Below are 19,720 nucleotides of genomic sequence, written 5' to 3'. Positions count from 1 at the left end.
GAATGTCGCGCAATAGCGCAGTGCTTCTGCGCGCACTATTTTTTCAGGAGTCCTCACGTACATGAGCAACATGAACCACGAGCGTGTCCTCAGCGTCCACCACTGGAACGACACCCTCTTCAGTTTCAAGTGCACCCGCGACCCAGGCTTGCGCTTCGAGAACGGTCAATTTGTCATGATCGGTCTGCAGCAGCCCAACGGTCGTCCGCTCATGCGCGCCTACTCGATTGCCAGCCCGAACTGGGAAGAGCATCTGGAGTTCTTCAGTATCAAGGTGCCGGACGGCCCGCTGACCTCGCAGTTGCAGCACCTGAAGGAAGGCGATGAAATCATCATCAGCAAAAAACCTACGGGCACCTTGGTGCTGGACGACCTCAAGCCAGGCAAGCATCTTTATCTATTGAGCACCGGCACCGGTCTGGCGCCGTTCATGAGCGTGATTCAGGACCCTGAAACCTACGAGCGTTTCGAGAAGGTCATCCTGTGCCACGGTGTGCGTTACGTGAACGAAGTCGCTTATCGCGAATTCATCACCGAGCATCTGCCGCAGAACGAGTTTTTCGGTGAAGCGCTGCGTGACAAGCTGATCTACTACCCGACGGTCACACGCGAGCCGTTCGAGAACGAAGGTCGACTGACCGATCTGATGCGCAGTGGCAAGCTGTTCAGTGACATCGGCCTGCCGCCGATCAATCCTCAGGATGACCGCGCCATGCTGTGCGGCAGCCCGAGCATGCTCGACGAAACCAGCGAAGTGCTGAACAGCTTCGGTCTGACCGTCTCGCCACGCATGCGTGAGCCGGGTGATTATCTGATCGAGCGTGCATTCGTCGAGAAGTAGGTCGGTCCATGAAGACCCGCCTCATCCTTGAAAGGATCAGGCGGGTTTTTAGTGCGCGGAATTTGTCGCCAGCGTCACTTCAAGCACACGGATGGCACCCGCCTGCGGGTAATGCCAGCGCACATCCAGATCCCAGAACCGGGCGCCGTAGCGGCGTTCCGGCGTGGGCAACTGATAGGCCGGGCGCGGATCTTGAGCCAGGCATTGTTCGATCAACTCCACCAAAGGCTCGTTCAGGCGTAGTGCGTGTTCGTGGGCCTGTACGAGCGCTGCGTCCTGCCACTGCACCGGAATCAGTTCTGGTGCCGCGCTGGCGATATCGTTGCGTGCTTCGCTGACGGCATCCGCATAGGGCACGTAAGGCTTGATGTCCAGCACGGGTGTGCCGTCCAGCAGATCAATGCCCGACAGCCAGAGGCGTCCGGGTTCGACCTTGTCCAGCTTGACCACCGATTGCCCGATGCCGTTGGGGCGATGTGTGGCGCGCGTTGCGAACACTCCCATAGACTGGTTGCCACCAAGGCGGGGAGGGCGCACTTTAAGGCGCGGTTTGTCTTCCAGCGCCAGATGAAACAGGAACAACAGCCACACATGGCTGACCTGCTCCAAGCCCTGAACAGCTTCTCCCTGATCGAAAGGTGCCACCAGTTCCAGCACCCCGCGTGCTGCCGGAGCCAGCTGCGGCTGGCGCGGGATGGCGAACTTCTCCTTGAAACAGGAGCGCACGTAACCGACAGGGGAAACGTTGTAGCTCATGGTATCAGCCGATTCAGCCACGAACGCGCAGGGTCAGACCCTTGAGGAAGTTGCGCAACAGTTGATCACCGCACGCGCGGTAATTGGTATGCCCAACCTTGCGGAACAGCGCACTCAGCTCTGGCTTGGAGACCGGAAAGTCGACGGATTTGAGGATGGCGTGCATGTCGTCTTCTTTCAGCTCGAACGCCACGCGCAGTTTTTTCAGAACGATGTTGTTGGTGATCGGCAGCTCGATTGGCTGCGGCGCACGGCTTTCGTCCTTGCCACGTTTGAAGTAGACCAGGCCGTCGAGGAAATGCGCCATGATCTCATCGCTGCAATCGAGGTAACCTTCCTCTTCGTCTTTTTTCATGAAGGCGATGACGTCGCTTTTCGACACTTCAAAGCCGGTCAGCGCGGTGATGTCGACAACCTTGCTGTCGCTGATATCGAGCATGTAGCGCACGCTGCGCAATACATCGTTGTTCATCATATGGCGTGAGTCCTGATAGTCGTATGGCGGCGCGTGAAGACAATCACGCGCGCTTTGATAAGGTGGTGTGCGGCGGTCAGAACTTTTCCTTGCTCGTCATGTAGCGCCATTGACCTTCCGGCAGCTTGCCCATTGACACGCCGCCAATGCGAATGCGGCGGATGGAGACGATTTTCAGGCCGACGGCTTCACACAACTGCGCGATGACACCGGGCTGCGGATTTTTCATGGCGAAGCGCAGACGGTTTTCGTTCTGCCAGCTGGCCTTCACGGCTGGCAATTCCTTGCCTTTGTAGGTCAGGCCGTGATTAAGACGGTTCAGGCCGTGGGCAACCATGTCCCCCGAGATTTCCACGACATATTCCTGCTCGATCTTGCTGCGGTCATCGGTGAGCTTGCGCAGGATTTTCCAGTCCTGGCTGAATACCATCAGGCCGCTGGCGTCGGCTTGCAGGCTCGAAATCGGTTCGAGGCGCATGAAGTGGCCTTTGAGCGGACGCTTGCTGTAGCTGTGTTCTTCGGAAAGGGTGCCCGGGGTGATCATCTGCAAGGCGCTTTCGGCGCTGGCCGATGCTGGCTTGTGCAGGATGATGGTCACGGGTTCCGGAGAGTCGGCCTTGGCGTCTGGGCTAAGCTCGACTTTCTGGGTGCTGACCTTGAAATGCGGCTCTTCGATAACTACGCCATCCACAGTGACCCAGCCACCCTCGATAAACAGCTCGGCCTCCCGGCGGGAGCAGCCCACCAGTTCGATAAGGCGTTTGGAAAGGCGAATGGGGTCTGTCATGACAAAAAAGCCGCTTACTGATGAGAAAGGCACCATTGTAACCGCCCAAGCCCGGTTAATCGCTGCAACATTGCAATTGTGCGGCAATCGGCTTCAATCCCGGCCGTCGAGACGCATCCTGAGCATGGGATAGGGGTTGCCAAGACCATCCATTTCCGAGCGCCTGACGATTTTGAAGCCATGCTTGCAGTAGAAGCCGAACGCTTGAGGATTCTGTTCGTTCACGTCCAGCTCGACGATACCGAAATGCTGGATAGCATGCTGCAGCAGGAAGCTCCCGAGGCCTTGATGCCGGTGTTCCGGCGCAATGAACAGCATGTCCAGCTTGCGTCGGTTGACGCCCGCAAAGCCAGTGATGTTCGACGCATCATCACGAGTACAGAATAGTGTCACGCTGTCCAGGTACTGCGTCAGCAATGCCCTGAGCCTGACGATGTAGGCCTCGGGCATGAAGTCGTGAGTGGCGCGCACCGAGCGCTCCCAGACATCACTGAGTTCTGGATAATCCTCTTTGCGCGGGGCATATAACTGCATCTCGGTCGCTCCTTATTGCCGATTTTGCATAGACAACAATTGCGCATAAAAAAGCCCTGCCGTTTCAGAGGCAGGGCTTTTTCGAACCGCTTGTACTGCGAAGCTTAGAGCACCTTTAGAGCACCTCGGCCCACAGGTCGTATTCATCGGCATCGGTCACGCGGCACATGATCTTGTCGCCAGGCTGGACAGTGCTGTCATCGTCCAGACCGATAAAGACGTTGCCATCGATTTCCGGTGCGTCGAAGAAGCAACGGCCCACGGCGCCGCGTTCGTCGACTTCGTCGATCAGTACTTCGATTTCCTTGCCGATCTTCATTTGCAGGCGTGCAGCGCTGATTGCCTGCTGATGAGCCATGAAACGGTCCCAGCGATCCTGCTTGACGTCATCCGGCACGATGGCGGCGTCCAGCAGATTGGCAGGCGCGCCTTCGACCGGCGAGTACTGGAAACAGCCGACGCGATCCAGTTGGGCCTCGGTCAGCCAGTCCAGCAGGTACTGGAAGTCTTCTTCGGTTTCGCCAGGGAAGCCGACAATGAACGTCGAGCGGATAATCAGCTCAGGGCACTGTTCGCGCCAGTTCTTGATGCGTGCCAGGGTCTTGTCTTCGAAGGCCGGGCGCTTCATCAGTTTGAGGATTTTCGGGCTGGCGTGCTGGAACGGAATATCCAGGTACGGCAGGATCTTGCCGGCTGCCATCAGCGGAATCAGTTCGTCGACGTGCGGATACGGGTAGACGTAGTGCAGGCGAACCCAGACGCCCATCGAGCCGAGTGCCTGACACAACTCTGTCATGCGGGTCTTGATTGGCTGGCCGTCCCAGAATCCAGTGCGGTATTTGACATCGACGCCGTAGGCGCTGGTGTCCTGAGAAATCACCAGCAGCTCTTTCACACCGGATTTAACCAGACGCTTGGCTTCGTCCAGCACGTCGCCAACCGGGCGGCTGACCAGCTTGCCGCGCATCGACGGGATGATGCAGAAGCTGCAGCTGTGATTGCAGCCTTCGGAGATTTTCAGATAAGCGTAATGGCGCGGTGTCAGCTTGATGCCTTGTGGCGGCACCAGGTCGATCAGCGGATTGTGATCCTTGCGTGGCGGCACCACGTCGTGCACGGCATTGACCACCTGCTCGTACTGCTGCGGGCCGGTCACCGACAGCACGCTCGGGTGTACGTTGCGAATGACGCTCGCATCGACGCCCATACAGCCGGTCACGATCACCTTGCCGTTTTCCTTGATCGCTTCACCGATCACCTCCAGCGACTCGGCCTTGGCCGTGTCGATGAAGCCGCAGGTATTGACCACGACCACGTCAGCGTCCTCGTAGGTCGCAACGACTTCGTAACCTTCCATGCGCAGTTGGGTCAGGATGCGTTCGGAATCAACGAGCGCCTTCGGGCAACCCAGAGAAACGAATCCGACCTTGGGGGCGGACGGCGTGGTAACGGTGGACATGGCAAACCTCGGCGTGAAGGGCGCCCAGGCGCAAAGCGCAGGCACCGACTGGGCGCTGGGTGCGCCTCTGATCAAAAAGTGCGCAATTCTAGCGGTGAGCGGGCGGGATGACCAGCGTTAGGGTGAGAATTGCGATGGGTGTGAGACGCGATATGCAACAAAAGCGGAAATGCTGGAGGTTTTATGGCCTGGCACGCCCTTGGCCCCTTAAGGCTTGTTGACCCGTACACGGGTTCACGTCTTCTTTATAACGTAGTGCCAAATGCGGCAGAGCAAATGAGCTTTGACGGTAACTCTATTCAGTTCAGCTTCGTGTCTGCGAGTTCATCCCCGTTAAAACTCAATGCTGCAAGAACGTGCTCGGGATCATTGTGTATCGCTCGAAGCAATGCACGCGCTGGCCCCTCAGGTTCGCGTCGTCCCTGCTCCCAATTACGAAGTGTCCCGACTGCGACATCAATGCGCTTGGCAAAGGTTGCCTGGGAAAGACCTGTCGCTTGTCTGATTTTTTTGACTTGAAGGGCATCGATATGGAATTCACGCGAGGGCCGACGCTCACCGCGATCTATCTCGTCCATCTCGGTCATGCTTTCTACAAGGCGATCAAAGAGATTTTTTTCCATCATTTCCACCCGTTGTTGAGAGCACGAAGCTGAGCCTTCTGTTTGTCAGTCAGCGAATCCTGAATTCCTTTGCGATAGATCAAAATCATGCGTATCTGGTATCGCGCAGAGACATGGTAATAAATAACTCGCACACCCCCGCTTTTTCCCTTGCCATGAGCCGCCCAGCGGATTTTTCGCAGGCCCCCAGTATCTTCAATAAGAGCTCCAGATTCTGGATGCTCAGCGAGGTAGGTTTGTAGAGCCCTATATGCTTCGTCATCCAAATGATCTCTGAGGTCCGAAGTGAATACGGGAGTTTCGATGAAGATCATTCAATCCCTTGTGTGCGTCATTGGCGTACTTGGATGATAGGGCTATACTCAAAAATCTGCAAGGAAGCAGGTGAGCGGACACTTTGTCAGCCCCGCGGCTCATGCATTGGGCAGCCGTTATGCTGCCTGCGAAACCCGGCAGAGTGTTCATAGGCAGGTTTGCGCACGCGCATGACTCCGCCCAGCGGGCGATGTGCTTCCAGGCCGTGCCATGGACTGAAGGCCATGGCTTCATCGATTTCCTGAACGCTTTTTTCAGACCATGAGGACTGACGGGGAACGTCGATTCTGGCCACCGCGACGTAAGGGCTGAGGTCTTCCGGCCAAACGACCGATGCGTCCTCAATAGGCATCTTTTCCGGATCTGTGGCGAGCTGGATACGTACTTCCCAGCTGGCATCGTTTTCGAGGAAGAACGCTTTTATGGCTTCGCGCAAGCCGTCCGGATTATCTTTCAGATCCACGGCCTGGTCAGTCAGCGCCACCAGCTCGGGGGAGATCGGTACTACGCTCAGCTTGGCGTAGTAAGGCCCGTACAGAAAGGGCACAACAGTGTTGAAGGTCTCGCCAAGTACATGGGTAGTCGGGTGTCCGCCGAGGCTTTTCAACGTGCCGCTTTCACCTCCTGCGGATTCGATCACGGACTCGATACCGCGCAATACGGCAGACAGTGCCTTCTTCATGCCGGGCGCTTTGTCAGTTGTCCTGGCCAGCAACTTCAGGGTCTTCAAGAATGCCTTGGGGTCTTTGGCGGTGAATGCCTTGGCGTTTTGCATGACGAAGTCCTGAGTCGTTGCCGCTGCACTACCAGGCAGTCGTGCACCCTCGACGCCGACCAACTTGATGGCAAGACCTCTCGGTGTTGAGACTTTGTCGTCGAGGATATCGCCAGGGTTGGTTGAAAATCGCATGATGACCGGCAGGCTGCCGGGTTTCGCGAATGCACCTTGCGCCAAGGGCTCGGGCAGGTCGTCATACACTTGAATGTGGCCACGCAGCAGCCCGTGAGCTTTGGCATGCACGCTACGAATGGCGTGTCCGGTGTCCTGAAAAGTGGTTTCCAGGATGGAATGCATCGCTTCGACCAGTTGTTGGCTGGTCTGCGCTTCATCATCCGGGATGACTTCAAACGAAGGCTGGAAGCGTAACGGCTGGACAGTCAGATCTCGCTGGGTCATAGGTGCTTCTCGGTCAGGATAGTCAGGGCGGCCGGACGTCGATGCGGTGATTGATGACCTCAATAGCGACAGGCTTATCCAAGTGACCGGCCGCTATTGGCACCGTTCATTAAAAGTCGCTCAGCGAGAAGCCGTAAAGGCCTGTTCATGGGGGTGACATGCGTTTCACCAAGAATTACAGCCAATGCTGCGTTATGCTTCGCGCCTTCGAGGTCGGGCGTGTCAATGTCTGGCTGAATCTGAATTGTTACGTGTTGTGATGTTCACAGTCTGTTGAACCTCATGTCTGTTTTCCGGGAGTAGTGGATGAGTCAAGCAAACAGTCATGCCGATGCCGGAGGCACTGCGAAGCCCATAGGGCTGCTGATCGCAGCAGTGGGGGTGGTTTATGGGGATATTGGCACCAGCCCGCTGTACACCCTCAAGGAAGTGTTTCAGGGCGGCTACGGTGTGGACGTGACCCACGACGCGATACTCGGCGTGTTGTCGCTGATCTTCTGGTCGCTGATCTGGGTGGTGTCTTTCAAGTACATGGCGTTCGTGCTGCGTGCCGACAACCAGGGCGAAGGCGGCATCATGGCGCTGATGGCGCTGGCCCGTCGGGCATCCGCCAAGCATCCCAGGCTGCAAATGATGATGGTGGTGTTCGGTTTGTTCGGCGCTGCGCTGTTCTACGGCGACAGCATGATCACCCCGGCCGTCTCGGTACTCTCGGCAATGGAAGGGCTGGAGCTGGCCTTCGACGGACTTGAACACTGGATCGTGCCCATGGCGCTGATTGTGCTGGTGGGGCTGTTTCTGATTCAGCGTCATGGCACCGCGCGCATCGGGGTGCTGTTCGGGCCAGTGATGGTGGTCTGGTTTCTGGTGCTGGGCGCGCTGGGTGTGTACGGCATCATGCAGTCGCCGGAAGTGCTCAAGGCTGTCAATCCGGCATGGGGCGTTCATTTTTTCATCATTCATCCCGGAATCGGCGTCGCCATTCTGGGCGCTGTTGTGCTGGCCTTGACCGGTGCCGAAGCGCTATACGCCGACATGGGCCACTTTGGTCGCAAGCCGATCTCCCGCGCCTGGTTCATCCTCGTATTGCCCGCGCTGCTGCTCAATTATTTCGGGCAGGGCGCATTGGTGCTGGGTAACCCTGAAGCGGTACGTAACCCGTTCTACCTGCTGGCGCCTGGCTGGGCACTGTTGCCGCTGATCGGGCTGTCGACGATGGCCACCATCATCGCCTCTCAGGCAGTGATCTCCGGTGCGTTCTCGATGACGTTGCAGGCCATTCAACTGGGTTACATCCCGCGGATGCACATTCAGCACACGTCCAGTGACGCACAAGGGCAGATTTATATCGGTGCCGTGAACTGGGCGCTGATGGCGGGTGTGATCATGCTGGTCATCGGCTTCGAGTCGTCCGGTGCGCTTGCTTCTGCTTACGGCGTTGCGGTCACCGGGACCATGCTCTGCACCACGATTCTGGTGTCGACGGTCATGCTGATGCTCTGGAAGTGGCCGCCTTTGCTGGCTGTACCGCTGTTGATCTGCCTGTTGCTGGTGGACGGTCTGTTCTTCGCTGCCAACGTGCCGAAGATTTTCCAGGGCGGCGCTTTCCCTGTGCTTGCCGGAGCGGTGCTGTTTATTCTCATGACCACCTGGAAGCGCGGCAAACAACTGCTGGCCGAGCGCATCGACGAGGGCGGGCTGCCATTGCCGATCTTCATCGGCAGCATTCGCGTGCAGCCACCACATCGTGTGCAGGGTACGGCCGTGTTCCTGACCGCACGTTCGGACGCGGTCCCCCATGCGCTGCTGCATAACATGCTGCATAACCAGGTGTTGCATGAGCAGGTGGTGCTGCTGACGGTGGTGTATGAAGACACGCCGCGTGTGCCTGCCGCACAGCGTTTCGAGGTGGAATCCTACGGTGAAGGCTTTTATCGGGTCATTCTCCACTTCGGTTTCATTGACGAGCCGGATGTACCTGCTGCGCTGACGTTGTGTCACTTGGCCGAGCTGGATTTCAGCCCGATGCGCACCACCTACTTCCTCAGTCGAGAAACAGTGATCCCGTCCAAGATGGATGGCATGGCCCGTTGGCGTGAGGCGCTGTTCGCCTTCATGCTCAAGAATGCCAACGGTAACCTGCGCTTCTTCAAGCTGCCGTTCAACCGTGTGATCGAGCTGGGTACGCAGGTCGAGATGTAAACGTGCGGGTATAAGCCCTGGCGTGCAGACAAAAAAATCCCGGCAACCTCTCGGTGCCGGGATTTTTTGTGCCCTCAGCTTTCCGTAAGCAGACGCTTACTGGGCGGCGGCCTTGCCCTGACGCTTGTTGATGGCGTCGATCAGGCGTTTGGCCAGTGCCGGGTAGTCCTCATCGAAGTGATGACCGCCAGGCAACTGAACCGCCTCGCCGACTGCGGTGGTGTCGGTGCAGCCGCTGTCCTTCTTCTCTTCGACGCCATAGACGCAGAACACCTTGGCAGCCGGCAGTTTTGCCATTTCCTGCCCGGTGGTCGCTTCCTTGCCTGCGTTGCCGAGCCAGCCGTCAACGTGAATCTCGAAGCTGCCGGTGCGGGCGAAGGCCAGCAGAATGATCGCGTCGACCCGGTTCTGGTCGTCAGCGGACAGACGGTTGTAGATCGCCGGCATGACGTCCGCGCCGAATGAGTAACCTGCCAGGATGAAACGCTTGGTGCCCCATTTCTGCCGGTAGTGGTTCATCAGGTCGGTCAGATCCACGGCGGTCTGCTCCGGGGTCTTGTGCTCCCAGTAGTAGCGCAGCACGTCGATGCCAACCACTGGATAGCCCATCTTGGCCATGTCACCCGCCACTACCTTGTCCAGGTCGCGCCAGCCGCCGTCGCCGGACATGAACAACGTCACGGTATCGGACGGTTGGCTGGCCGGGACTTCCACGACTGGAATGCCCAGGCCACCGCTGTCGTTCTCGCCGAGCAGCAGATGACGCAGTTCAGTATTGAGAACCTGCGGCAGGGGAATGTCGTAGTCACTGATGCTCGTATCGGCATTGCTCTGATCGCGCACGAAGGCCGCACTTGGATCATCCGGAGCATCGTTCCATGCTGCCAGCCAGTGCCCGTGAGGCGCTTTCTGTGGCAGCGGCACGTCACAGATTTGTGGCGGTTTCTCGTCCTCTTCCAGAACTGGCGGAGGATTGGAGACGTGCTCAAGCGCAAAGCCCACCGAGATGGCCTGGGCCTTGTCATCGGTCTGTTCGGCCAGCCAGCGCCACGCCAGTGTTGCACCAGGGCCTATACCGCCGACAACCTGTGCGGGGCCGTCGAGCTTCTGCAGCGCGGCCTGAAAGGTCTTCTGTTGCAGGACACAGTCATCCTTGGGCAACACCACCTGAATGATGCGTGCCGACGCGTCTTTGCTGACGGCCAGTAACTGCTTGTCGGTAAGCATCTCCTCAGCGGTAACAGCCAGTGCAATGCGGGTTTTGACGCTTGTAGCCGGTGTCACGCTGGTCAGCGGCGCGCCGCCTTCCAGGTTCAGGTGTTCCAGCGATGCAGGTGGAGCGGGGCGGTTCCAGATCCATATTCCCAAAGCCACGGCTAAAAGAACAATTACCAGTACTGCAAGCAAAAGGCGCCAGGAGCGTCGAATCATCAGCGTTTCACCAATCCAGTCAGGCCGCCCGCAATCAGGGCGGCGGTGTCAGCCAGTGCGACCAGCGGATCGAGTCCGGCAGGCACGGCCATATAGCGAGGTTCCCAGTCTGGCTGGAACTTGTCCTTGAAGCGGCGCAGTCCCTGGAAGTTATAGAGCTGTTCACCACGACGGAAGATCATCGAACCCAGGCGCTGGGTGATCGGCGCGCCCCTTCGTGGTTGCAGGCCGGACAGCGGCACCATGCCCAGGCTGAAGCGCGCATAGCCCTGGGCTTTGTAATGCAGGATCAGGCCGACCATCATGAATTCCATGGTCAGCTTCGGTGCATCCGGGTGAGAACGCATGAGGTCCAGGCTGGCCAGTTCCGGGCTGGTGGTTTCCAGCAGGTTGGAAAAGGCGACTGGCTTGCCTTGAAAGTGGACGATGGCGATGCGGAAATATTTCAGGTAACCGGGGCTGAAGCGGCCCAGCGAGAAGCCTTTTTCGCGCACGTTTTTGCCGGTCAGCCAGGCATCGGAAATCACTTTCAACTCATCGATCGGCGCTTGGCCCGGTTCGTAGATTTCCAGCGAGAGACCATCGCGCCCACCCCGATTCCAGGTGTAACGCAGGTCTTTCATTTCCTTGCCCTTGGCGTCGATGTCAAAGCGGCGCAGGTCCACGCGGGCTTCTTCGCCGAGCTTGATGGCTGTCAGGCCGATGTCCATGTAAAACGGCAGGTTCTCTGCACGCACCTGGTAGAACACCGGGCGGGCATGATGCACGTCGCACAGGTCCCGGAATTGCCAGATCAGTTCGGCACGCTGCTGAGTCGGTCCAATCGGGTCGTAAAGCGCTACCAGGCTGCGTCCGCGATGCGCATACATCAGAAACGCATTACCCGCCGGGTGAAACAGAATGGCCTTGTCGCCGGTCAGCACCAGTCCGCCATCGGGCTGGCTGGAGGCCTTGAGAATTTCAGCTGCCTTGTCCAGATCCTCGGGGTCGGGCAGCTTGATCACCGGCCTTGCAGTGCGCAGCAGCCAGGTCAAGGACACCACGACCAGCAGCACTGCACTGCCAAGGGCTGAGCGCAGGCCACGCGGCGCGTCGGCATCAAGCGTGAACTGCCACCACAGCTGATGGCTGTAGGGCACGTCCTGATAAGCGAACAGCAGCAGCCAGATCGAGGCACCGACCACACAGATGCTGGCGATCAGATAGAGTGGCGAGAACGGCAACTCCAGCAGGCGGCTCGGGCGATAGAACGAGCGGCGGAAGATTGCCAGCAGGCCCGCGGTCAACAGCAGCAGACTGGCTTCCTCCCAGTCGAAACCTTTTAGCATCGACAGCAGCGCGCCCACCAACAGCAGAATCACCGTCAGCATCCACGCTGCGGATAGCCGACGGCGCAAGCCTTGGGCGAGCAGCAGACACAGCACGCCGACCAGACTGGCACCGAAGTGCGAGGCATCGATCAGTCGGTGCGGAATCATGAAGCCGACGTTTTCCAGTCGGGTATCGATTTCAGGGGTGGCACCAGAGAAGAGCAGCACCACCCCCGACAAGAAAACCAGGAGTGCCAGAATGGGCGCTGCCAATCCCGAGGCGACGCGCATGGCCTGTTTGGTTGGCAGCAGGCGCTGGGCTTCGGTAAACAACAGGGTCAGACAGGCCAGCAGCAGCGGCAATACCACGTAGATCAGGCGGTACAGCAGCAGCGCAGCGGCCAGTGGCGCAGCGCCCAGTTCGTTGGCAAACGCCGCCAGCAGGATCGCCTCGAACACGCCGACGCCACCAGGCACATGGCTGAGTACGCCCGCAGCCAGAGCCAACAGGTAAATCAGGATGAACGCGCCGAGTGGCGGCGCATGCGGCAGCAGTAGATAAAGCACCATCGCTGCAGCTGCGACGTCCAGTGCGGTAATCACCAGCTGGATCAGGGTCAGCTTCAAGTCCGGCAGACGCAGGGTGCGACGACCAAGGCGGACCAGGATGTTGTGCGGGATGTCCTGTTCCGGCAAGCGACGGCGGTAGATAAAGACCGCCAGCAGCAGACTGCCAGCCAGAACCGCTGTGGCAACGACAGCCAGAATTTCGACCGGAAGCTTGAGCGCCAGTGACGCGCCGGACAGATTGCTCAGCGTCGCCAGTGCAGCCAGCGGTGGCAATGCGCAGCCTAGCGACAGGCTGGCAAACACAGTCATCCGGGCAATTTCGATCGCGCCCACGCCATAGCGTGAATACAGGCGGTAGCGCACCGATCCGCCAGACAACATCGAAAGGCCCACCGCATTGCCGATGGCAAATGAAGTGAAGCCGCCGAGCAGCAGCGTTTTGACTGGTAGGTCGACGTTGGCATACCGACTGGCGGACAGTTCATAGCCCATCAGAATGACGTAGCCGACCACCGCAGCCAGCAGTGCTCCGCCCAAGGCGGGCAGGGGGACCGCGAACAGCGAGTCGTGCAGCGCATACCAGTCCATTTCGACCAGCATGTGGCGGCAGGCAATCAGGGCCAGGCCGAACAACAGCAACATCACCGCCAGCCCGATAGGCTGTCGGTATTTGCTTAGCAGTTCCCGCCATTGCAGGCGCGGAGGGGTGCTGGGTGGTTCGGCATCAACTGCTTTATGGGAATCTGACGTGTTGTCGCGCATCAATCACTCCTTGGATCGTGCGCGACAGGATGGAGGTATACAGCCAAGTTACCAATCCCTACGCAAAAAATATTTCAGGATGTTAGCGCGTCAACGTCTAACGAGCGAATAACGATTCAAACCGGGTGAAGCTGTTCAGCTGTGGTTCAGTAGTGATTCAGCTTAGTAATATCCTATCGGCAGCGCCTGCGAAAACTGTCGTCGCCAATGACATTACGTTACAGCTGTGATGATAGGGTTTCAAAGGGCAGAGGAAAAAGTCTTTTTTGTCAGGCAGTTAGCCAGCACCTGAAAGCTTTTTTGATCGCAAACAAAAAAGGCCACTCTTTCGAGTAGCCTTTCTTGATGTTTGGTTGCGGGAGCCGGATTTGAACCGACGACCTTCGGGTTATGAGCCCGACGAGCTACCAGACTGCTCCATCCCGCGTCTGTGTGGCGGCATTCTACAGCCGAACGCCGAAGTGTCAACCCTTAATACAAAAAACAGATAAATGAGGCGCTTCGCGAGACCCACGTGCCGCGATCAGTATCGACGCATGATGTCCAGAACTGCATGCCTGGGTAGAGCGCTCATCGTTATGCACCAGTCCAGATGAGCCAAAAACAGGACTCAGATCCCGATGCCCCAGTGACGAGGAGTGTTTTCCCCAGTACCGCTCGTTCCTTACACACGTTTGCGTCACGCCACGCAATCAGCTTCAGAGCATAGTAAGCAGCGCTTTTCATTCGCGCACAAAAAAGGCCACTCTTTCGAGTAGCCTTTCTTGATGTTTGGTTGCGGGAGCCGGATTTGAACCGACGACCTTCGGGTTATGAGCCCGACGAGCTACCAGACTGCTCCATCCCGCGTCTGTGTGGCGGCATTCTACAGAGAGATGGCGAGGTGTCAACGGTTAGTTTTAGAAAAGTGCTTTTTCTTCAATCGGTTAGCGCGGCAGTGCAACGGGCTGATAACGCTTTGACGCCCGTATGACGGGTCTATCCAGGCATATGAATGATGTTTACGGGCCAGAAACGTAATTTTTCGGCAGCCCGTCGCATCATTAAGTGTTACTTGGCGATACGGGTGAGATACTGCGCGGCCATGGATTTCCTAAACGCATCAGGTCATGACGCAGCGCAAGATCATCCACATCGACTGTGACTGCTTCTACGCAGCCATTGAAATGCGCGACGAGCCCGAACTCGCAGGCAAGCCTCTGGCGGTGGGCGGCTCGGCAGATCGACGCGGGGTGATTGCTACCTGTAACTATGAGGCGCGTGCGTATGGCGTGCGCTCAGCCATGTCTTCCCGGCACGCGCTCAAGCTGTGTCCAGACCTGACGATCGTCAAGCCGCGCATGGATGCCTATAAAGAAGCATCACGCGAAATCCACACCATCTTCCGGGACTACACCGACCTTATAGAGCCGTTGTCACTGGACGAAGCATTCCTGGATGTGTCGGATGCCGGCCACTTTTCCGGCAGTGCCACGCGCATCGCGCAGGACATCCGCCGTCGGGTTTCGAATCAGTTGCATATCACGGTATCGGCAGGCGTGGCGCCCAACAAGTTTCTGGCCAAGATCGCCAGTGACTGGAAGAAACCCAATGGGTTATTCGTGATTACCCCGGATCAGGTTGAAGATTTTGTTGCCTCACTGCCCGTGACCAAATTGCATGGTGTAGGAAAGGTCACCGCAGACAAGCTGGGTCGACTGGGTATCCTCGACTGCGCGGATCTGCGAGGCCGCAGCAAGCTCGCACTGGTGCGCGAGTTCGGCAGTTTTGGTGAGCGTCTCTGGAGTCTGGCGCACGGGATAGATGATCGTCCGGTGCATAACGACAGTCGCCGTCAGTCTGTCAGTGTCGAAAATACCTACGATACCGACTTGCCTGATCTGGCGGCCTGTCTTGAAAAACTGCCTGCCTTACTGGAAACCCTGACAACGCGCATGGGCCGAATGGAAGGGCAGTACCGGCCCGGCAAGCCGTTCGTCAAAGTGAAATTCCATGATTTCACTCAGACGACGCTTGAGCAGTCCGGGGCTGGCAGGGATCTGGGCAGCTATGAGCAGTTGCTGACCCAGGCATTTGCCCGTGGCGGCAAGCCGGTTCGACTGCTGGGTGTCGGGGTGCGCCTGCACGATCTGCGTGCAGCGCACGAACAGCTGGAATTGTTCTCGCCTTAACGGCTGGCTGTGCCAGGGCTTACACAGCCAGACACATCATTCGCTTTGAGTCGGAACGGCGACCAGTCGGCCTGCATCTCTGGCGAGCGACTTGAGAAACTCGCCTTGCAGCTGCGGATCGTTGCGTGTCAGCTCAATCAGACTTTGCTCAAGCTCGCTGGCTTCCTCTTCAAGACCCAGATCGGAGAGTCGCTTGACACGGTGCACCCACTGGCTGACCTCATCGTCTTCCAGATCGTCATAAATCAGTGCGTGAGCTTCCAGTAACTTGCCGCGTAGCGAGTGACTGATCGGCAAGCTGGCACTGGCGTGCGCGTTGTCCTGATCATCCTCGACGCTGATGTACAGGCGAGTGATATGGCTCAGGTCCTGTTCGGCAAACGGGCTGTCCAGTAGATTCAGGCGCAACACGCCGTTGCGGTCAGTGCTCAGCTCATGCGTCGCGGCCCCTGCCTTGACCGCGACCGGCCGCTCATTCCATGGCAGATCGGAGTTTTCAATACGTTTGTCTTTCTGTACTTCGTCGATGCGCGCCAGATTCTGCTCGGCTCGCCCGTGCGAAGGAGCGTTCATGAACGGGTTGAGACCGGCCACGCCATAGTGAATCCAGTCCCTGGTCATGCTTTCCGGCAAATTACCCAGTGCGAACACGTTGACCACGTTCGCGCCGACTCCGGCGACGACTGCTACTGCGCCAAGGGGGATCTCGTAGATTTCTCGCCAGGGCTGGTACGGGGTGTAACGGTCGTAGTGCCGGGTCACCTCGAAGTCAGTGACCTCGAAGGATTTGTGTTCGTGGATGCGGATGCGACGTTGCGGCAACTCCAGGGTCTTGGGTTCGCCGATGTCGACTTGCAGCGTATGTTCGAGCAGTTTGCGCTCGACGCGCTCTTCCTGTTCGTTACGCTGCGACAACTGATTGGCACAGCCACCGACGAGAAAAGTGCCGCACAGGACGACACAGCCGAGGCTTAAGGTGCTTCGTTTGAACATGAGATCTCTGATGCGGAGTGGGCGAGTGATGAGCGGCGCACCCGTAAACGGGTGCGCCTTCTAGGCTCAGCGGTTCACGCGACCCTGGATGAACGACAGCACATCCGCCACTGCAATGGCTTGCGGTTGCGACTCGGTACGGCTCTTGTATTCCAGATTGCCTTCGGCAAGACCGCGGTCGCTGACCACGATACGATGTGGAATACCGATCAGCTCCATATCGGCAAACTTGATGCCGGGGCTGGTTTTCTTGTCGCGATCATCCAGCAGCACTTCGAAACCGGCGGCAGTCAGCTCGGCGTACAGGCGGTCGGTCGCTTCGCGGACGGCATCTGTTTCGTAACGCAGCGGAATCAGTGCGATCTGGAAAGGCGCAAGCGTATCGTTCCAGATGATTCCGTTCTCGTCGCTGTTTTGCTCGATGGCGGCGGCAACCACACGGGAAACACCAATGCCGTAGCAGCCCATTGCCAGATTGACCGGTTTGCCGTTTTCACCCAGTACCTGGCACTTCATCGCTTCGCTGTATTTGGTGCCCAGCTGGAAGATATGGCCGACTTCAATGCCGCGTTTGATTTCCAGCGTGCCCTTGCCATCCGGGCTTGGATCACCCGCAACGACGTTACGCAGGTCTGCAACGGTTGGCACCGGCAGATCACGCTCCCAGTTAACGCCGAAATAATGCTTGTCGTCGATATTTGCGCCCACGCTGAAGTCACTCATCAACTCGACCGAACGGTCGATGATGCAGGGCAGCGGCAGATTCAACGGGCCCAGCGAGCCTGCGCCGGCACCGATCGCATCACGCAGCTCGGCTTCGGACGCCATGACCAGTGGGCTGGCGACCAGCGCTTGCTGGCTTGCCTTGATTTCGTTGAGCTCGTGATCACCCCGGATGATCAGCGCGATCAGCTTGCCTTCTTCGGCAGCGTGGACCACCAGCGTCTTCACGGTTTTTTCGATGGACAGCCCAAAACCTTCGACCAGTTGCGCGATGGTCTTGGTATTCGGCGTGTCGACTAGGCGTAGCTCTTCGGTAGCGGCTGGTCGAGACGTCTCGCGTGGGACTGCCTCGGCTTTTTCGATGTTGGCCGCGTAATCAGAGCCGTTGCTGAACACGATATCGTCTTCGCCGGATTCGGCCAGGACGTGAAACTCGTGCGAGCCTGCGCCGCCGATTGATCCGTTGTCGGCTTCGACCGGGCGGAATTTCAGGCCCAGCCGGCTGAAGATGTTGCTGTACGCGAGGTGCATGCGGTCATAAGTGACCTGCAGCGATGCGGTGTCAGCATGGAACGAGTAAGCGTCTTTCATGACGAACTCGCGTCCACGCATCAGGCCGAAGCGTGGGCGGATTTCGTCACGGAATTTGGTCTGGATCTGGTACATGTTGATTGGCAGCTGCTTATAGCTGTTGAGCTCGTTGCGTGCCAGATCGGTAATGACTTCTTCGTGGGTCGGGCCCAGGCAGAATTCACGATTATGGCGGTCGACCAGACGCATCAGCTCCGGGCCGTACTCCTCCCAGCGTCCCGATTCCTGCCATAGCTCTGCTGGCTGAATGCCGGGCATCAGAATTTCAAGTGCACCAGCGGCGTTCATTTCTTCACGAACGATGGCTTCGACCTTGCGCAGTACACGCAGGCCCATGGGCAGCCAGGTATAAAGACCGGATGCCAGCTTGCGGATCATGCCGGCACGCAGCATCAGCTGATGGCTGACCACGACCGCATCGGAAGGGGTTTCTTTCTGTGTGGCGAGCAAAAATTGACTGGTGCGCATGGTTGGCCGTTGTCGGTTGCTGAGACTGGATATGACTTGGCATTGTACGGCGCTGTTTCGGTGACGTACAGGGCAGGGCGGGCTTGCAGAGGGCGTTAACGGGCTTTGCAGGCTGAATGAAAAAGCCCGGCGTGTGCCGGGCTTCTTCTATTTACGAGTGCTGAATTGCGATTACAGGATCGAAATCGGGTAATCGACGATCAGGCGGAACTCGTTGACGTCGCCGTCTGGTTGGGCATCGTTGCTACGGTGCCATGCCTGACGCATACGGAAGGACAGGTCTTTGGCAGGGCCAGTCTGCACGACGTATTTGGCTTCAAGGTTGGTTTCGTGGTGTTTGCCGTCAGCGCCGTACTGGCCAGCATAAGCGCTGCCGGTAGGCGTTTTGGTACCGTCGATGTCAGTACCCTTGATGTAGCGGGTCATGAAGCTCAGGCCAGGAACACCGTAAGGCGTCATGTTCAGGTCATAGCGGACCTGCCAGGATTTTTCACCTGGCCCGTTGAAGTCGGAGTACTGGATCGAGTTGTTCAGGAAGATCGAGTCACCACCGCGGTTGTTGTCACCAATACCGATGTAGTCAAACGGGGTGTCGCCGTTGATCTTCTGGAAAGCCAGGGTCACGGTATGTGCCGCGAGGAAAGAGTAGGCTGCGGACCCCGAGAACGCGGTGTTGCTGATCGAACCCGCTTTGGCGCTGCCTTCGTCAACGGTGCGATAGATATTCGCATCGAAAGCAAGCGACTGGTCGCCACCCAACGGCAGCGCGTAGTTCACGTTACCGTAGTACTGATCCCAAATGTCTTCGAGCTTGGCTGCATAAAATGCGACACCGAGGCTATCGGTAATGGCGTATTTGCCGCCAGCAAAGTCTGCACTGTTTGCCTCTACACCAGCGTAGTTAGCAAAAATCCCGCCATCGTGACTGGTGTCGTTCTGGCTAGTGCCAGAATAGAAATGACCCGCTTCGAGATCAAGGCCAGCGATCTCACTGCTTTGCAAACTCAGGCCGCTAGCTGTCTGCGGCAGCAAACGAGAGCCGCCTACTGCGAATACAGGGCTGGTAGGTTGCATGTCGCCGATTTTCAACTCAGTTTTCGATATGCGAAACTTGACCGCACCACCGAGTTTGCCGAGCGAGTTTTCGTTCTCGCCAGTACGGCGGTTGAACGCCAGATTAGTGGAGCCCGAGTACGCGTCTGGAGCCCAGAGTTGCGTGCCAAAGTAACCAAAAGCTTCGGCACCTACGCCTACGGTACCTTGGGTGTAGCCGGTGCTGAAATTGGCCCATAGGCCTTGTGTCCAGTCCCTTTGGTCCGAGTTACCCGCCTTGTTGTCGCGGTTGAAATAATAGTTGCGCAACTTCAGGTCAAAGGTGCTGCCTTCAACAAAGCCCTTGGCATCAGCCTGATCGCTGACGAAAGGTGCGGCTGTTGCCAGTTGGGCGCTGGCTGCAGTAACGGCCAGTGCGATTGCGCTCCACTTCATCACTCTCATCGTGATTGCTCCTTTGGTTTTTAGAAGATTTTGTG

At 57.9% G+C, this 19,720-nt stretch carries 16 protein-coding genes and 2 tRNA genes; 3 read left to right on the top strand and 15 right to left on the bottom strand.

All coding sequences use genetic code 11. The features are described from left to right. Positions 1–61: 61 nt before the first annotated feature. The gene (gene fpr, locus N018_RS18345; protein WP_002554680.1) at positions 62–841 is read left to right on the top strand and encodes a ferredoxin-NADP reductase; all 780 of its coding nucleotides are present in this window, start codon (positions 62–64) and stop codon (positions 839–841) included. Between the two features lie 48 nt (positions 842–889). On the opposite strand, the gene tsaA is transcribed toward fpr, so the two are convergent. The 8 genes from tsaA to N018_RS18305 form a co-directional block, all read right to left on the bottom strand. Then, positions 890–1,597, bottom strand: a complete 708-nt coding sequence (gene tsaA / locus N018_RS18340; protein ID WP_024644424.1) for a tRNA (N6-threonylcarbamoyladenosine(37)-N6)-methyltransferase TrmO — start codon at positions 1,595–1,597, stop codon at positions 890–892. A 13-nt stretch (positions 1,598–1,610) separates the two neighbouring features. Next, a complete protein-coding gene (locus tag N018_RS18335) occupies positions 1,611–2,072 on the bottom strand; it encodes a DUF1456 family protein (protein ID WP_024644425.1) in 462 nt (153 codons plus the stop codon). 76 nt (positions 2,073–2,148) lie between these two features. Continuing rightward, a complete protein-coding gene (locus N018_RS18330) occupies positions 2,149–2,859 on the bottom strand; it encodes an rRNA pseudouridine synthase (protein WP_025390421.1) in 711 nt (236 codons plus the stop codon). A gap of 93 nt (positions 2,860–2,952) precedes the next feature. Next, positions 2,953–3,393, bottom strand: coding sequence for a GNAT family N-acetyltransferase (locus N018_RS18325; protein ID WP_024644427.1), 441 nt, complete (start codon positions 3,391–3,393; stop codon positions 2,953–2,955). Between the two features lie 115 nt (positions 3,394–3,508). Continuing rightward, positions 3,509–4,852: a 30S ribosomal protein S12 methylthiotransferase RimO gene (rimO, locus tag N018_RS18320; RefSeq protein WP_024644428.1), complete on the bottom strand. Its 1,344-nt coding sequence runs from the start codon at positions 4,850–4,852 to the stop codon at positions 3,509–3,511. A 299-nt stretch (positions 4,853–5,151) separates the two neighbouring features. Next, entirely contained in the window at positions 5,152–5,475 is a 324-nt protein-coding gene (locus tag N018_RS18315) for a helix-turn-helix domain-containing protein (protein WP_024644429.1), read from the bottom strand. Continuing rightward, the gene (locus N018_RS18310; RefSeq protein WP_025390420.1) at positions 5,475–5,789 is read right to left on the bottom strand and encodes a hypothetical protein; all 315 of its coding nucleotides are present in this window, start codon (positions 5,787–5,789) and stop codon (positions 5,475–5,477) included. The genes N018_RS18315 and N018_RS18310 overlap by 1 nt, the downstream gene beginning before the upstream one ends. Positions 5,790–5,875: 86 nt before the next feature. Continuing rightward, entirely contained in the window at positions 5,876–6,967 is a 1,092-nt protein-coding gene (locus tag N018_RS18305; protein ID WP_024644430.1) for a catalase family protein, read from the bottom strand. A gap of 306 nt (positions 6,968–7,273) precedes the next feature. Here N018_RS18305 and N018_RS18295 point away from each other — a divergent pair, with 306 nt between their 5' ends. Next, positions 7,274–9,169 carry a potassium transporter Kup gene (locus N018_RS18295; protein ID WP_024644431.1) on the top strand — a complete coding sequence of 632 codons (1,896 nt, stop codon included), beginning with the start codon at positions 7,274–7,276 and terminating at the stop codon, positions 9,167–9,169. 96 nt (positions 9,170–9,265) lie between these two features. Here the strand turns inward: N018_RS18295 and N018_RS18290 are convergent, their stop codons facing one another. From N018_RS18290 to N018_RS18275, 4 genes are all read right to left on the bottom strand, one after another. After that, positions 9,266–10,600, bottom strand: coding sequence for a virulence factor family protein (locus N018_RS18290; RefSeq protein WP_025390419.1), 1,335 nt, complete (start codon positions 10,598–10,600; stop codon positions 9,266–9,268). Next, the gene (gene mprF / locus N018_RS18285; RefSeq protein ID WP_024644433.1) at positions 10,600–13,242 is read right to left on the bottom strand and encodes a bifunctional lysylphosphatidylglycerol flippase/synthetase MprF; all 2,643 of its coding nucleotides are present in this window, start codon (positions 13,240–13,242) and stop codon (positions 10,600–10,602) included. The genes N018_RS18290 and mprF overlap by 1 nt, the downstream gene beginning before the upstream one ends. Before the next feature lie 350 nt (positions 13,243–13,592). Next, positions 13,593–13,669 (bottom strand) — tRNA-Met (locus N018_RS18280). A 345-nt stretch (positions 13,670–14,014) separates the two neighbouring features. Then, a tRNA-Met gene (locus N018_RS18275) sits at positions 14,015–14,091 on the bottom strand. Positions 14,092–14,351: 260 nt separating this feature from the next. On the opposite strand from N018_RS18275, the gene dinB reads away from it, so the two are divergent. Next, the gene (dinB, locus tag N018_RS18270; RefSeq protein WP_024644434.1) at positions 14,352–15,413 is read left to right on the top strand and encodes a DNA polymerase IV; all 1,062 of its coding nucleotides are present in this window, start codon (positions 14,352–14,354) and stop codon (positions 15,411–15,413) included. Between the two features lie 36 nt (positions 15,414–15,449). Here dinB and N018_RS18265 read toward each other — a convergent pair whose 3' ends face one another. From N018_RS18265 to N018_RS18255, 3 genes are all read right to left on the bottom strand, one after another. Beyond that, positions 15,450–16,406: a hypothetical protein gene (locus N018_RS18265; protein WP_024644435.1), complete on the bottom strand. Its 957-nt coding sequence runs from the start codon at positions 16,404–16,406 to the stop codon at positions 15,450–15,452. A 66-nt stretch (positions 16,407–16,472) separates the two neighbouring features. Next, complete coding sequence (locus N018_RS18260) at positions 16,473–18,188, bottom strand: proline--tRNA ligase (protein ID WP_025390418.1); 1,716 nt, start codon at positions 18,186–18,188, stop codon at positions 16,473–16,475. Between the two features lie 171 nt (positions 18,189–18,359). Beyond that, positions 18,360–19,685, bottom strand: coding sequence for an OprD family porin (locus N018_RS18255; protein ID WP_025390417.1), 1,326 nt, complete (start codon positions 19,683–19,685; stop codon positions 18,360–18,362). Positions 19,686–19,720 lie beyond the last annotated feature (35 nt).

The sequence above is a fragment of the Pseudomonas syringae CC1557 genome, assembly GCF_000452705.1.
GTDB lineage: Bacteria > Pseudomonadota > Gammaproteobacteria > Pseudomonadales > Pseudomonadaceae > Aquipseudomonas > Aquipseudomonas syringae_F.
This window is presented reverse-complemented; position numbering and strand designations above follow the sequence as displayed.

Coding starts and splice junctions, on each gene's coding strand:
- fpr (WP_002554680.1), top strand. CDS start 62: ATGAGCAACATGAACCACGAGCGTGTCCTCAGCGTCCACCACTGGAAC.
- tsaA (WP_024644424.1), bottom strand. CDS start 1,597: ATGAGCTACAACGTTTCCCCTGTCGGTTACGTGCGCTCCTGTTTCAAG.
- N018_RS18335 (WP_024644425.1), bottom strand. CDS start 2,072: ATGATGAACAACGATGTATTGCGCAGCGTGCGCTACATGCTCGATATC.
- N018_RS18330 (WP_025390421.1), bottom strand. CDS start 2,859: ATGACAGACCCCATTCGCCTTTCCAAACGCCTTATCGAACTGGTGGGC.
- N018_RS18325 (WP_024644427.1), bottom strand. CDS start 3,393: ATGCAGTTATATGCCCCGCGCAAAGAGGATTATCCAGAACTCAGTGAT.
- rimO (WP_024644428.1), bottom strand. CDS start 4,852: ATGTCCACCGTTACCACGCCGTCCGCCCCCAAGGTCGGATTCGTTTCT.
- N018_RS18315 (WP_024644429.1), bottom strand. CDS start 5,475: ATGGAAAAAAATCTCTTTGATCGCCTTGTAGAAAGCATGACCGAGATG.
- N018_RS18310 (WP_025390420.1), bottom strand. CDS start 5,789: ATGATCTTCATCGAAACTCCCGTATTCACTTCGGACCTCAGAGATCAT.
- N018_RS18305 (WP_024644430.1), bottom strand. CDS start 6,967: ATGACCCAGCGAGATCTGACTGTCCAGCCGTTACGCTTCCAGCCTTCG.
- N018_RS18295 (WP_024644431.1), top strand. CDS start 7,274: ATGAGTCAAGCAAACAGTCATGCCGATGCCGGAGGCACTGCGAAGCCC.
- N018_RS18290 (WP_025390419.1), bottom strand. CDS start 10,600: ATGATTCGACGCTCCTGGCGCCTTTTGCTTGCAGTACTGGTAATTGTT.
- mprF (WP_024644433.1), bottom strand. CDS start 13,242: ATGCGCGACAACACGTCAGATTCCCATAAAGCAGTTGATGCCGAACCA.
- dinB (WP_024644434.1), top strand. CDS start 14,352: ATGACGCAGCGCAAGATCATCCACATCGACTGTGACTGCTTCTACGCA.
- N018_RS18265 (WP_024644435.1), bottom strand. CDS start 16,406: ATGTTCAAACGAAGCACCTTAAGCCTCGGCTGTGTCGTCCTGTGCGGC.
- N018_RS18260 (WP_025390418.1), bottom strand. CDS start 18,188: ATGCGCACCAGTCAATTTTTGCTCGCCACACAGAAAGAAACCCCTTCC.
- N018_RS18255 (WP_025390417.1), bottom strand. CDS start 19,685: ATGAGAGTGATGAAGTGGAGCGCAATCGCACTGGCCGTTACTGCAGCC.